Source organism: Devosia insulae DS-56 (assembly GCF_000970465.2).
Lineage (GTDB): Bacteria > Pseudomonadota > Alphaproteobacteria > Rhizobiales > Devosiaceae > Devosia_A > Devosia_A insulae.
In genome coordinates this window covers 1-13,670 of record NZ_LAJE02000202.1, presented here as the reverse complement: position 1 = coordinate 13,670, position 13,670 = coordinate 1, and the positions used below count along the sequence as shown (strand labels likewise).

The 13,670-nt window shown below is 66.1% G+C and carries 13 protein-coding genes; 4 read left to right on the top strand and 9 right to left on the bottom strand.

The window, feature by feature from the left end; translation table 11 throughout:
- Positions 1–26: 26 nt before the first annotated feature.
- The 5 genes from cobJ to VW23_RS14590 are packed head-to-tail and all read right to left on the bottom strand — an operon-like array spanning position 27 to position 6,727.
- Positions 27–1,802, bottom strand: a complete 1,776-nt coding sequence (gene cobJ, locus VW23_RS14610; RefSeq protein ID WP_069910286.1) for a precorrin-3B C(17)-methyltransferase — start codon at positions 1,800–1,802, stop codon at positions 27–29.
- The gene (cobI, locus tag VW23_RS14605) at positions 1,799–2,524 is read right to left on the bottom strand and encodes a precorrin-2 C(20)-methyltransferase (protein ID WP_069910285.1); all 726 of its coding nucleotides are present in this window, start codon (positions 2,522–2,524) and stop codon (positions 1,799–1,801) included. Before cobI ends, cobJ begins: the two co-directional genes overlap by 4 nt.
- Positions 2,521–3,876, bottom strand: coding sequence for a bifunctional cobalt-precorrin-7 (C(5))-methyltransferase/cobalt-precorrin-6B (C(15))-methyltransferase (locus VW23_RS14600; RefSeq protein WP_069910284.1), 1,356 nt, complete (start codon positions 3,874–3,876; stop codon positions 2,521–2,523). Before VW23_RS14600 ends, cobI begins: the two co-directional genes overlap by 4 nt.
- Complete coding sequence (locus VW23_RS29505) at positions 3,873–5,444, bottom strand: precorrin-8X methylmutase (protein WP_244513598.1); 1,572 nt, start codon at positions 5,442–5,444, stop codon at positions 3,873–3,875. Before VW23_RS29505 ends, VW23_RS14600 begins: the two co-directional genes overlap by 4 nt.
- On the bottom strand, positions 5,444–6,727 hold the full coding sequence (locus tag VW23_RS14590; protein WP_069910283.1) for a sirohydrochlorin chelatase: 1,284 nt from the start codon (positions 6,725–6,727) through the stop codon (positions 5,444–5,446). The genes VW23_RS29505 and VW23_RS14590 overlap by 1 nt, the downstream gene beginning before the upstream one ends.
- 250 nt (positions 6,728–6,977) lie before the next feature.
- Here VW23_RS14590 and VW23_RS14585 point away from each other — a divergent pair, with 250 nt between their 5' ends.
- Positions 6,978–7,880: a cation diffusion facilitator family transporter gene (locus VW23_RS14585; protein ID WP_069910282.1), complete on the top strand. Its 903-nt coding sequence runs from the start codon at positions 6,978–6,980 to the stop codon at positions 7,878–7,880.
- A gap of 56 nt (positions 7,881–7,936) precedes the next feature.
- Here VW23_RS14585 and VW23_RS14580 read toward each other — a convergent pair whose 3' ends face one another.
- Positions 7,937–9,235: a dicarboxylate/amino acid:cation symporter gene (locus VW23_RS14580; RefSeq protein WP_069910281.1), complete on the bottom strand. Its 1,299-nt coding sequence runs from the start codon at positions 9,233–9,235 to the stop codon at positions 7,937–7,939.
- Positions 9,228–10,109, bottom strand: coding sequence for an ABC transporter substrate-binding protein (locus tag VW23_RS14575; RefSeq protein WP_176730405.1), 882 nt, complete (start codon positions 10,107–10,109; stop codon positions 9,228–9,230). The genes VW23_RS14580 and VW23_RS14575 overlap by 8 nt, the downstream gene beginning before the upstream one ends.
- Before the next feature lie 216 nt (positions 10,110–10,325).
- Here VW23_RS14575 and VW23_RS29005 point away from each other — a divergent pair, with 216 nt between their 5' ends.
- Genes VW23_RS29005 through VW23_RS14565 form a run of 3 tightly spaced genes read left to right on the top strand, consistent with a single transcriptional unit; the run spans position 10,326 to position 11,344 of the window.
- Complete coding sequence (locus VW23_RS29005) at positions 10,326–10,496, top strand: hypothetical protein (RefSeq protein ID WP_176730404.1); 171 nt, start codon at positions 10,326–10,328, stop codon at positions 10,494–10,496.
- Positions 10,497–10,550: 54 nt separating this feature from the next.
- Positions 10,551–11,012, top strand: a complete 462-nt coding sequence (locus VW23_RS14570; RefSeq protein ID WP_069910287.1) for a hypothetical protein — start codon at positions 10,551–10,553, stop codon at positions 11,010–11,012.
- On the top strand, positions 11,012–11,344 hold the full coding sequence (locus VW23_RS14565) for a cupin domain-containing protein (protein WP_069910279.1): 333 nt from the start codon (positions 11,012–11,014) through the stop codon (positions 11,342–11,344). Before VW23_RS14570 ends, VW23_RS14565 begins: the two co-directional genes overlap by 1 nt.
- Before the next feature lie 244 nt (positions 11,345–11,588).
- On the opposite strand, the gene cobO is transcribed toward VW23_RS14565, so the two are convergent.
- Complete coding sequence (gene cobO / locus VW23_RS14560) at positions 11,589–12,230, bottom strand: cob(I)yrinic acid a,c-diamide adenosyltransferase (RefSeq protein ID WP_069910278.1); 642 nt, start codon at positions 12,228–12,230, stop codon at positions 11,589–11,591.
- On the bottom strand, positions 12,230–13,670 hold a 1,441-nt coding region (locus VW23_RS14555; protein ID WP_176730403.1), incomplete at its 5' end, for a cobaltochelatase subunit CobN. The genes cobO and VW23_RS14555, both read right to left, overlap by 1 nt.

The window sequence follows — 13,670 nt, the reverse complement described above, 5'->3', positions numbered from 1 at the left end:
CCTCAAGGGGGAGGGGAGCGCGGGCTTCAGTTCCCATCCTGCGCCCCCTTGGCCGCATAGCCGCGTGGGGTGTAGGCGACGGCGCCGGAGCCGCGCTGGAAGGTGCGCGAAGTGCTGGAGCCGATCATCACGATGGTGAGCATGTCGATCTCGGTGGGGTCGAAATCGGCCAGCGAGACGACACGGACCTTTTCGGTGGGGCGGCCGAGATTGGAGCCGATGATCACCGGGGTCGAGGGCGGGCGGTGCTCGAGGAAAATGCGCTTGGTTTCCTCGATCAGGTCGGTACGACGCTGCGAGCGCGGGTTGTAGAGTGCGGTGACGAAGTCGGCGCGCGCCGCGCCGTCGAGGCGCTTCAGGATGTCCTGGCGCGGGGTCAACAGGTCGGAGAGCGAGATGCAGCAGAAGTCGTGGCCGATCAGCGCGCCGGCGGCGGCGGAAGCCGCCTGGAAGGCGGAGACGCCCGGGTGGGTCTCGAGGTTGACGCGGCGCGCGACCTCGGAGACGGCGCGCGGGCCGGTGGCGTCGAGCAGCTCATAGGCGAGCGCCGCCATGGCATAGATCTGTGCATCGCCGGAGCAGACCAGCGACACGACCTTGCCCTCTGCCGCAAGCTCTAGGGCATGGCGAACGCGGCTCTCTTCCTCGCCGAGGCCATAACGATGCTCGACCTGGCCGCGGCGAAGATCGGCGACCAGATCGATGTAGAGCTCGTAGCCCACCCAATCGGTGCTTTGTTCGAGCGCGTTCACTGCCGCGGCAGTGCGGGAGACGGCTTCGCCCGGCCCGATGCCGACGAGGTGCAGCACGCCCGGTCGGCGACCGAGATTTTCGGGGTCGATCGGGTGCAGCGCCTTGCCGATGGCGCAGGTGGCGCGGTCGGATTTCAACTTCTCGACCACCAGCGGGCCGGCCTTGAGGGCAGCGGCTTCGGCGACGCTGGGGGTGCCGACGGTTTCCTCGACATAGTCGGACGGCGATTTGAGGCGGTAGCGTTCCTGCAGGAGCTCGGCGGCGGAGAACAGCCGCAGCGGCACCTTGAAGTGGCGGGCAGCTTCCAGCAGCGCCGGCTCGTCGGCTTTGATGTCGATCGAGGCGATGGCGGCAAGGCTTTCGGGCGCCAGATTCTGCTGGCGCAGGGCGAAGTCGATGAGGCCGATCACCTCCTCGGCGTCGGCGCCCCGCTCACAGCCGACACCAGCGACCAGCGTCTTGGGGTGATAGACCACGCCGCGCTCGATGCGCAGCTTCTGCTCGGTGACCAGCACTTTGACCGCGCCCAGCGAAGAGACCGGGTAGCCGGCTTCGGCGAGAAATGGCGCCTCCCCCTCGATCTGCAGCTTGGCGCCGAGCAGCAGCGCCATCATGGCGGGCTTGGCATCCTGCGGGGTGCCGAGCACCCAGCCCGCAGGCGGCTCGTCGAGGCTGTGGAGGAACTTGCTGTCCGACGCCGTAGTGATGGCAGGGTGGCCGCCCAGTTCGTCGGCGAGCTCGCGGGCCAGCCGGTTGGCGCCGCGATGGCCGCCGAGCAGCGGCACGATGCTGGCGCCGCCGAGCGAAACGGCAAGCACCGGCGGCTCCTTCTGCTTGTTCTCAAGGCTCGAGGCGAGCAGCCGAATCAGGATGCCGGCCGCGCAGACACCAATGATCGGACGCCCCTCGGAGAACAGCCGCGGCAGCAGTTTCAGCGCGTCGGCGCCGCCCTGCCCGCAGCTGTAGATCTCGCCACCGGTCGCCTCGGCGATCTGGGTGGCGGTATCGAGGCCGGTATCGGCGAAGATGATGATGGCGGGGGTGCTCATGCGCCGGCTCCGGCGGTTTCGCCCCAGGCCTCGGTGCCGCGATAGCAGAGGATGGTGGAGAAGTACGGCCGCTCGTCGTGGGCGAAATCGGCGAGGCGGGTGATGCGCTGGCGCGGCGTGGTGGCGTGTTCGACCACCACGGCGCCATCGGCATGGCCGGTCTCCGCCAGCAGCATGCGGATCCGATCGAAGTGACGGCCGACCTTGATGATGGCCGCCGCCGGGGTGGCGGCGAGCTCGGTGCGGAGCGTCGCGTCGTCGAGCGGCGCCGGCAGCACCTTGAGCATTTCGTTGCGGGCGGCCAGCGGACGACCAGCGACCGCGGCGGCGGCGGTGAGCGAGGTGATGCCGGGGACGATTTCGACCGGAGCATGCGGGCCGACCCGGGCGACCAGATACATGGCCGAACCGTAGAACAGTGGATCGCCTTCGCAGAGCCAGGCGACGTCGCGGCCGGCACGGAGATGGACAAGGATGGCTGTGGCGGCGCCGTCATAGGCGGCCTGGGCGGGGCCACGTTCCACCGCCATCGGGATCGCCACCGGCAGCCGTTCGGCGGCTGCATTGAGGTGCGGGGTGGCGATCTCGAGCGCCAGGGCCGCGTCCTCGCCGGTGGTGGGATAGGCAATGACCGGGACGGCACCGAGCAAACGGACAGCCTTGAGCGTCAGCAGCTCGGGATCGCCCGGGCCGACGCCGACGAGGTGCAGGGTGCCAATCACGGCGTCACCACGAGGCCGTGCATTGCCTTGGTGACCAGCCATTGCGTCACCGCCATGCGCGGCTTGAAGGCGCGATGGCCGCCGACGCGATCGAGCGCGGAAATGTCGATCCGGGTCAGCTCGCCGCCGAGCTGCAGGTGGCGCGAATAGAGCGCGTGCTCGGCATCGAGCGTGACGGCGTTGGCGACCAGCCTGCCGCCCGGTTTCAGGGCGTTCCAGCAGGCATCGAACAGGTCGTCGTTGCCGACATCGCCACCCATGAAGATGGCATCGGGCGGGGCCGTGCGGCCGAAGGTGCCGGGCGCCTCGCCGCTGACGATCTCCAGGTTGGGCACACCGAGCGCAGCCGCGTTGAGGGCGATCATCTGCAGGCGCTCACCCTGGCGCTCGAAGGCGATGGCCTTGGCGTCGCGGGCGGCCCGCATCCACTCGATGGCGATGGAGCCGGAACCGGCCCCGACATCCCAGAGCAGCGCGCCGGGGAACGGGGCGAGCTTGGCCAGCGTCGCGGCACGCACCTCGCGCTTGGTCAGCTGCCCATCGGTGACGAAGACCTCGTCGGGCAGGCCGGGCACCGGGGGCAGCAGCGGGGCAGTGAAATCGGGCACGCAATCGATGGCGAGGACATAAAAATCCTCGACCTCGCGGCTGTTAAAACTCTCGGCTTCGTCGGAGCTGATCTTCTCCTCGGGGCCGCCGAGGTTCTCCAGCGTGGTGACGAGGCTGCGGCCGTAGCCACGATCGACCAGCAGCTCGATGGCGAGATCGACGGTGGTGTGATCGGCGGTGAGCGCCAGGATGCGGTTGCCGGGGAGGAGGTGCGGATGCAGCGATTCCACCGCCCGGCCGTGCAGCGACAGGGTGGCGACCGACTGCAGCGGCCAGTGCAGCCGCGCCGCGGCGAGCTGGAAGGCCGAGGGGTGGGCGTGGATGACGAATTCTGACGGCAACAGGTAGCGGGTCAGCGTCGCGCCGATGCCGAACCACATCGGGTCGCCCGAGGCGAGAATGACGGTGGGGGTTTCGCGCAGCGCCATCACCTGCTCGATCATGCTCTCGAGCGGCGGCTCCCATTCGATCATTGTGCGACCGTCGGCATAGCTGGCGGCGGGCGAGTGGTCGGGCTCCTCGCCGGACAGCGCCCGGGCCACCGCCTCGAAGCTGCGCTTGGTGACGAATTCGGGGTTGAACAGGTCGGCGCCGGCGTTGGGGCGGGTCACCGGCTCGAGATCGGCGAGGAAACGGGCCGGGCCGATGACGGTATCGGCATAGCTGAGCAGCAGCTTGTAGGATGCCGGCAGCTCGTTCGGCCCCCGTTCCCCTACCCCGATGATATGCAGCCAGGCGGTCATGCGAGGTCTTTCGAAATGGCGTTGAAGGCGGCGCTGGCGATGGCCGAACCACCGCGGCGACCGCGCACCGTGAGGAATGGCATAGAAAGCGTGTTGGACGCGAGCAAGGCCTTGCTTTCGGCCGCCCCCACGAAACCCACCGGCGCGGCGATGATGGCGGCCGGACGCGGGCCACCGGCGGCGATCAGTTCGATGAGGTGGAACAGCGCGGTCGGGGCATTGCCGATCAGCACCACGGCGCCGGCCAGCCGCGGGCGCCAGAGTTCGACGGCGGCGGCGGAGCGGGTGGTGCCGAGCGAGGCCGCCAGCGCCGGCACCGTCGGATCGTTGAGGGTGACGATGAGCTCGGTGGCTTCAGGGAGGTGGCGACGGATGATGCCGGAGCGGACCATCTCGCAGTCGCAGAGGACCGGGGCGCCGGCGCGCAGCGCATCTTGGGAAGCCGTCACCACCGCGGGATCGCCAACGATGTCTGCTGCGAGGTCGACCATGCCGCAGGCATGGATCATCCGGATGGCGGCAGGACGGAGCTCGGGAGGAAGCACCGACAAATCGGCTTCGGCTTCGATGGTGGCAAAGCTCTGCGCGTAGATGGCGGCGGGATCGCGGAGGTACTTCGCCGGTGCAATCGATGTCGGCTCTGCCATCTTGGGCGGAAGAGCTACGCTGCCCCTCAGCGCGTCATGCCCAACGCCAACAATCCAGCCCTCTTCACGTAGAACGACTTCCCGCTCGAGAGCGGACAGGTCGGCAGGAGCGCTAAGCAACTCGCCAAGTTGGTCGCGACCATCGAGTTCCGCGAAGCCATGCGCGACAGCTTCCACCTGTGCCCGATCCGGTGGGCTCAGCGTGCGATCAAAGGCGAAGATCGACGGGTAGATCTCAGTGACAATGATCGGCGAGCTAAGGTTCCCGTCGAAGTCAGTCTCGAATGGCCAGATCGCCATCTCGCCGTTGAAGCCGCCAAACCTGCGGAGCTTTTGCAGCTGCGCGATGCCGGTTAGCGCCTGACCGCCGACGCTACCAGCGCCGTTCAGCTGCCACACGGACTTTGCCTTCGCTCGCTGCTCTACAATGCGCCTCTCCGCGATCGCCTCGTAGTTCAGCCCAAATCGCGTTGGCGCGAGGTTGTCGTGGGTTTGGCCAACTGGGTGGCCCCAGTAGAAGGGACCGTCTGGCCGCAGAGCACGGTTGATCTCATTTGCGACAGCAAAGCGGTTGGACCTGTTGCGATCATCGTCGCTCACCCGTTCGTGGAACGTGGACCAGAGTCGCTCCCAATCGGCCGCACCCGATATGCGGGCAGCTGCCCGATCAGGGTAGCCGAATGGGAAATCAAACCCGACAATAACGCGCTGCCCCCTGGAACGGGCACCGCGCAGCAATGTCGTCAGCAGGTCCATCGCTTCGAACCGCGTACGCGGATTGCGGCTTTCAGAGAGACGGATACCCGCCGCTGATCGCGTTGCGTCACCAACCCAGATCGAGTCGGCTCCGTCCTTCGCCTTGGTCGTCGGCTCGTTCTTCGCCGACCAATCCACCGCGATGTAGCGATCGAACAGCGGCATCAGCTGTCGCTATCCTCGCGGGCGAGGCGGCCGGGCACCTTGGGCAACGTCACCGGCCCAAGCGGATGGTCGGCGTGCGGATATGGGTGATGGTGATGGTCGGCATGATCGTGATGGTGGTGCGGGCTGTCGCCGTGGTGATGGCCGTGATCCTCGGGGTAGCCGTGGTCGTGGCTGCCGCCGAGGCGGATCACCGGGAAAGCCGGGTTGGCGACCAGCGCGTGCCGCGCCGGGGCGTGGCTATGCGGATGGGGATGGGGATGATCGTGACCATGGTCATGGCCATGATCGTGCGCATGGAGCGGCGTCCAGGGCAGGCCGTGTTTCAGGCAGAAGGCCTCGTCGCGGCACGATGAATCGCAATCACCCCTGCACGGGCAGTGCTCGAGCCCGCCGCCAATGCCTTCGACATGGTGGTGATGGCTTTCCTGCTTCAGGCCGACCTCGGCCTCGAACCCCAGCACCTGTTCGCGATACTTGCACATGGCGCAGTTCATCAGGTTCTGGCCGACCAGCATTTCCTGGATGCGATCGACGAAGGTCTCGACCACCAGCGGGTGGTCGTTGAGGTAGGGCGCATTGAGGAACTCGATATGCGGGTACTTCGCCGCCGCCTCATCGGCCGCATCGTAGATGCGCTTGACCAGCACGCCGGTGAACAGGAAGTACGGGAAGACGATGATGCGGCGATAGCCGAGCTTCACCGCATGATCGAGCGCCGGAGCGACGAGCGGGAAGGTGACGCCGGAATAAGCGACCTCGCCCCAGCCAAAGCCCATGCCCTCCCAGAGCAGGCGCATGACCTTGGCGACGTTGGAGTTGGCATCGGGATCGGAAGCGCCGCGACCGACCACCACCAGCAGCGTTTCATGGCGCGGCACCTCGTTGGGAGAAGCATCGATCGCCTCCTGGATGCGATCGCCGGCAGCGCGCAGCATTTTCAGATCGACGCCGAGCTCGCGGCCATAGGTGATCTCGACATCCTTGCCGGCGGCATAGGTGTTGAGCACCGAGGGAATGTCGTTCTTGGCGTGGCCGGCGGCAAACAGCATGCCGGGGACGGCGAGCACGCGTTTGGCGCCGCCGGCCCGTAACTTATCCAGCCCCTGGTGGATCACCGGATTGGCGAACTCGAGATAACCATACTCGACCGGAACGCCCGGCAGGCGCTCACGCAGCCGTTCGGCAAGGATGGCGAACTCGCCGACGGCAAGCTGGTTGCGGCTGCCATGGCCGCACAGCATCACGGCGGTGTCCGCCGGCAGGATCAGGGATTTGTTCATGCTCGCCTCTGTTTTGCACAAAGGCAGAGTTCGCTTTTCGACCAACCAGCAGCCCCGGACTTGGTCCCCGAATTGGGTCGACCGCACCGGGCGTGAGTCTCAGTCCATCAAGGAACGCTGCGCTATCAATGGGTTGTAGTGAGGGGCCCATAGCCGGTCAAACGATTCCGGCCCAGATGCGAACGCTTCTCAAAATCACATGCAAATTCAGTGACTTGCCAGCGCGAAGGGGCTCGGCTATTGGCCGCTGATGGCAAGCGGCAATTCAAATCTGGCGGTGCGTGTCGCCTATGGCAGCCTCGCGGTCGGCATCCTGGTGCTGGCGCTGAAGGGCTATGCCGCCTGGGCGACCGGCTCGATCGCGCTGTTCTCGGATGCGCTCGAAAGCGTGGTCAACGTGGTGACGGCGATCGTGGCGCTGATCGCGGTGCGGCTGGCGGCGCGCCCGGCCGATGCCAGCCTGCCCTATGGCTATTACAAGGCTGAGTATTTTTCCGCCGTGGTGATCGGTATCTTCATCGCGGTGGCGGCGCTGCTGATTTTCCGCGAGGCCTATTACGGCTTCATCAACCCGCGCGAGTTCAAGCTCGATCCGTTGGGCCTCAGCGTCAGCGTGCTGGCCACCGGCATCAATGCCGGCTGGGCCTGGTGGCTGTCGCGGCGTGGCCGCGAGGAGCAATCGCCGGCGCTGATCGCCGATGGCAGGCACCTGTGGACCGATGTGGTCTCGACGTTGGGCGTGTTGATCGGCGTGCTGCTGGCAGCGGCGACCGGCTTCGTGCAGCTCGACGCGATCCTTGCGGCGCTGGTCGGGGTGGCGATCCTGTGGTCGGGCTGGGAGCTGATCAAGCAGAGCGTCATCGGGCTGATGGACGTGGCGGTGGAGCCAAAGCTGCTCAACCAGATCCGCGAAATCATCTCGGCCAATGCCGACGGAGCGCTCGAGGCGCATGACATCCGCACCCGGCAGGCCGGCGCCATGACCTTCATCGACTTTCACCTGGTGGTGCCGGGCACGATGAGCGTCGAGGCGGCGCACGCCATCTGCGACGGCATCGAATTGAAGCTCCGCGAGGCAGTGGAGCGAGCGCAGATCACCATCCATGTCGAGCCAGAGAACAAGGCCAAGCACTCGGGCATCGTGGTGGTGTGAGGCAGGAGCGAATAGGGAGTGGCGAATAGCGAGTAGTTCGCCCCACCTGCTACTCACTACTCACTATTCGCTACTCGCAGGGCCCCTTCGGGGCCGACCTCCGGCTTCCCCGCCAGCAGCGCGGTCGTCGCGGCATTGCCCTGGACGTTCACCACGGTGAGGATCGGGTCGACGATCGGGTCGATGGCAACGAGGAGGATGATCGCCACCTCGACTGGCAGGCCGAGCGGCACGAGGATGATCGAGATCATCGACAAAGCCGCGACGCCGGGCGCACCGGTGGCGGCGACGCCGGCCAGCATGGCGCCGAACAGCACGAACACCATCTGCCCTGGGTCGAGCGCCAGGCCGTAAAGGTTGGCGAGAAACAGCGTCGCCAGCGCAAAATGGAAGGTCGAGCCAGGCGGATTGAGGGTAATGCCGAGCGGCAGCGCCAGATCGACGACGCGCCGATCGAGCCGCAACCCTTCCTTGAGGCCGCGCAGCGCCGAAGGAATCGAGGCGTAGCTGCTGGAGGTGCCGAAAGCGACGACCACCGTTTCGCGCATCGCCCCGAGCGTCGCGAGATAGCTGCCGCCGACGCGCCACCAGATCAGCACCGAGTAGAGTGCGATCAGCACGATGGCGCCGGCATAGATGAAGACCACCAGCTTGGTCATGGCGAACAACACGTCGAGCCCGACAGCTGAAACCTGGCTGTAGGCGAGGCAGAACAGGCCGAAGGGCAGCACGTACATCAGCCATTCGATGATCTTGATGAAGGTGTCGTAGAACGCCTCGAGCAAAGCCGTGGCGCGCTCGGATTTCTCCCGGGCGATGGAGCCGAGCGCCACGCCGAACAGCACGGCGAACATCAGGATGGCGATCTTGTTGCCGGTGGTCAGCGCACCGAAAATGTTCTCGGGGAACATGCCGACCACCAGGTCGGCGAACACGCCCTGGGTGTGCGCCGGATCGACGCCGGTTCCGGCCGCCTCGGCGGTGAAGATCACCTTGCCGATGACCTCGCGCGCCGCGAGCTGCAGCTCGCCGCCGGGCTGGCCCCAATAGCCCAGCGCGACACCGAGCGCTCCAGCGACGGCAAGGCCACCGATGATCAGCAGTACGAGGCGGGTGAAGTAGCGGTTGGCGGCGCCATCGAGGAACAGGCGGCTGAGACTGGTGGCAACCGCGGTGAACAGCAGCGGGATGACGCACATCTGCAACAGCCGGATGTAGATGTCGCCGAGCGTGCCGATCACCGGCATCTGGCCCTTGTCGAGCCAGCCCAGCACACCGCCGGCGACCAGCCCGGTAAAGATCGCCACCGGGTGGAGTAACAGCCGGCCAAGGCGGCCCTTCAATGCCTCAGCCATCGATCAGCGCCCTGTCTTTCGAATAGAGGTACTCGTTGAGCACGCCCTCGAGAAAGCCGTTGGTTTTGGCCTTGGTGAGGTAGAGATCGACCCAGGCCTTGAGATCGGTCTGACCGGGCGGCAGGGCGATGGCGATGGTGTCGGGATGGCCGGCGAGATGGTAGGGCCTGAGCTCGACGGCGCCGGCGGAATCGGCGAGGCGCCAGTTGCCGATCTCGATCTCGTCGTACATCAGCGCCACCAGGTCGCCGGACTTCACCGCGGCAAGCATTTCGGCCCAGGTGTTGAAGGCAACGTTCTGCGCCTCGGGAAAGTCCTCGGCGACGAAGCCGACATAGGACGTGCCATCGATGACGCCGATGCGCGATTGCGGATTGTTGAGCAGCGCCGGAATGTCATTGGCGCGGTCGGGATCCGCGGCGACGAGACGACCGAGCTGCAGGCGGTTGATCAGCAGGAACTGGCGGACGCTGACATAGCTCTCGGAAAAACTGGCGCGCGCGGCGCGCTCGAGCGTATCGCTGAGGAGGCTGATCGCCATATCGGCGCGGCCTTCGACCACTTCATCGATCAGCCCGTCGAAGGTGGTGGCGGCGCGGTTGTACTCCAGCGTCACACCGAGCTTTTCGGCAATGTCCTCGGCGATGGCGGGGTCGACGCCAACCAGCTTGCCCTCCGGGCCGACATAGAAGAACGGCACCACATCCTCGAAGAACACCGCGACGGTGAGCTTGCCGGTGGCCTGGATGCGGGCGATGGCGGAGGATTGCGCGTAGGCCTGCGGCAGCGGCAACGCAACAAGGGCCGCCAGCAGGCAGCCAATGGTAAACAGGGTTATGGCGCGGATGGACCGCTCCAATCTGGGTGTAGACACTTCTAGGGCCCCCAAGGCGGCACGCACCCTAGGGGGATATTGTCGCCGAATTGTTAGCCCGACAATGAAAATCGACTTTTGCCGGCGAGTACTTAGCTGGGTTAAGGGCGACGCGGTCGGGACCCGCACAAGCTGTGCAAAGCCCCGGGCGTGGCATGGCCGCGATTCAGCGGCGCGCCTAAGGTCTCCCCGTGTGCATGACCCAGGAGATCTTTCATGACTCTCAATGCGCCTAGCCAGACCATGTTCATCGTCGCCGTCGTCATCGCGGTCATCGCGTTGCTCGGCGCCCTCGTCTCGATACCGTTCGTCAGTGCCTACGCGTTCTGGATCCTGATCGTCGCGTTCATCGTGCTTGCCGCCGCGGTGATGATGAAGGGTGCCTGAGACCTATCGGGTTTGAGGTTGCAGGCTGGCGCATGGCAGGTGATCTTCACTGCCATGCGCGCTTTGATTTGTTTTCTCGCCATCGTCCTTGCCGCCCCGGTGCTCGCCACCGACTGGGGCCAGTATGACAATGCCCGCTTCGGCTACACCATCGACGTGCCGCCGGGCTTCGAGTGGGGCAAGGAGGCCGATAATGGCGATGGCCGCGCCTTCCGCGGCGGCGCCACCAAGCTCCTGGTGTGGGGCGGCAACATCACCGAAGACAGCTTCGAAAGTGCGGTGGCCGCAGCCAAGGGCTTCGCCGAGGCCGACGGGTGGAACATCAGCTATGAGGCAGTGACACCGAGCTGGGCGAGCTTTTCGGGCGCGCAAGGCAAGCGCATCCTCTACCAGCGGATGATCGCGCTTTGCGACGGCGCCTATGCGGCGTTCCAGCTGGAATACTCGGCGGTGGACCTGGGCAAGCTGGAGCCGGTGGTGGAGCAGCTGGTGCGAAGCCTCAAGGGAGGGTGCTGATGGCGCGTGTCTACCAACGCGAGGACTGGGCGATGCACCCCACCCGCCAGTCGGGCGAGTGGGAGGGTGGCGAGGCCAATGTCACGGTGATCCTCCATGACAGCGTCGATGCCGGAGCCGGACCACGGCTCCACACCCATCCCTACCCCGAGACCTTCATCATCGAGGAGGGTCGTGCCGTATTCACCATCGGCGACGAGGAGATCGAGGCCGGACCGGGCCAGATCCTCGTGGTGCCGGCCAACGCGCCGCACAAATTCAGGACGCTGGGGCCGATGAAAAGCATCCACATCCACGCGAGCCCGAAGTTCGATACGCGGTGGCTGGAGTAAGGGCATCCACCGGCCTCTTCTCCTAGTAACTCGCACCGGCCTGCCTTCTCCCCTTGTGGGAGAAGGTGGCGCGCAGCGCCGGATGAGGGGTCCGCGCAACGAAGTGTAGCGCGCTTGGAGCGCAGCGACGAGCGACGGAGTCCGCGGAGAGAACCCCTCATCCGCCCTTCGGGCACCTTCTCCCACAAGGGGAGAAGGCGCTCGCTCGACGGCCGGTGCTGCCGAGGGCACCAGTGGACGCCCCCTAAAACTCGATCCCCGCCTGCGCCTTCACCCCACTGCGAAACGGGTGCTTGATCTCGGTCATTTCGGTGACGAGGTCGGCCAATTCGATGATCTCGTCCTTGGCATTGCGGCCGGTGACGATGACGTGGGTGTCGCGGGGTTTGTTCCTCAGCACCTCGAGCACCTCGTCGAGCGGCAGGTAGTCGTAGCGCAGCACGATATTGAGCTCGTCGAGCAGGATGAGCTTATAGCGCTCGTCGGCGATCAGGTCCTTGGCCATCTCCCAGGCGCCGCGGGCGGCGGCGAGGTCGCGCTGGCGATCCTGAGTGTCCCAGGTAAAGCCCTCGCCCATCGCCTTGATGGTCACCTGGTCGGGAAACCTGTCGAGCACATCGCGCTCGCCGGTGCTCCAGGCGCCCTTGACGAACTGCACCACGCCGACCTTGAAGCCGTGGCCGATGGCGCGGAACACCATGCCGAAGGCGGCGGTCGACTTGCCCTTACCCTTGCCGGTATGGACGATGAGCAGGCCGCGCTCCTCGGTCTTGGTGGCAAGGATCTTGTTCCGCGCCTCCTTTTTCTTCCGCATCTTTTCGGCGTGATAGGCGTCGCGCTCGGCTTCGCTCATCAGGTCGGTCTTCTTGGGGGCTTTGTCGGTCATCAAGTGTCCTCGAGATAGGCGAAAGCGGAGTTGGAACGTGGGGTCCAGAAGCCGCGCCGGCGGGCTTCGTTGAACTTTTCGATCAGTTCGTCATAGCCGAAGCGGTTGTTGTCCTGAATGAACCGACGCGTCGCATCGTCTTCGACGAAGGCTTCGAAGGCGAGGTCGAAATGGTGGGTTTGGACGGCGCCGGTGGTCGCGGCGAAGGCGAACATGTAATCGACCGTCGCGATGATCTCGAAGGCGCCCTTGTAGCCATGGCGCTTCACCCCATCGATCCATTTCGGGTTGACGACGCGGGAGCGCACAACCTTCGAAATCTCCTCGGCCAGCGTGCGGGCGATCGGCCGCTCGGGGCGGGAGTGATCGTTGTGGTAGGCGGCAGGGGCGCGACCGGTCAGGGCTTCCGCGGTGACCGCAAGGCCACCCTCGAACTGGTAGTAATCATCGCTGTCGAACAGGTCGTGCTCGCGATTGTCCTGGTTGTGGACCACCGCCTCGATGTCGGAGAGGCGCGCAGCGAAACGATCGCGCGCGGGCGTGCCGTCGGCATTGGCGCCGTAGGCATACTGGCCCCAGTTGAGGAAGGCCTCGGCGAGATTGGCCTTGGTCTCCCAGTTGCCCGAATCCATCAGGCCCTGCAGGCCCGCGCCGTAGGCCCCCGGCTTCGAGCCGAAGATGCGGTGGCCGGCGCCGAGTGCGGCAGCGCGATCATCGGCGCCGGATTTCATCAACTCCAGCGCATCGGTGCGCATCCGGGCGGCGATGGGGTTCTGGTCCTCGGGCTCGTCGAGCGCGCCGATGGCGCGGACCGCCTTGTCGAACAATGCGATCTGCGCCGGGAAGGCATCACGGAAGAAGCCCGAGATGCGCAGCGTCACGTCGACACGCGGCCGGCCGAGCTTGGCCAGCGGGATGATCTCATAACCGGAGATGCGGAGCGACGACGGATCCCAGACCGGTTTGGCGCCGATGAAGGCGAGTGCCTGGGCGACGTCGTCACCGCCGGTGCGCATGTTCGCGGTACCCCAGACGGAGAGCGCGAGGGAACGGAGCGGCGTGCCGTGATCCTGGAAGTGACGGACCAGCAGGTTCTCGGCAGATTTCCGGCCGAGTTCCCAGGCGGTCGGGGTAGGCACGGCGCGGATATCGACGGAGTAGAAGTTGCGCCCGGTGGGCAGCACGTCGAGGCGGCCGCGCGACGGCGCACCGGAGGGGCCGGGCGGGACGAACTTGCCGTCGAGGCCGAGGAGCAGCGAGGCGATCTCGTTGGGGCCGGAGGCGGCGAGGCGCGGACGGATAACGTGTTCTATCGTTTCGAGCACGGCCGCGGTGGCGTGCCAATCGGGGTCGGGGGCGTGGCCGTCGACGAGGTTGGCTGCGAGGTTCTCGAGGTGTTCGACCATGTCGCCGACGGTGCGGAACGGCTCCCCTCCCCCT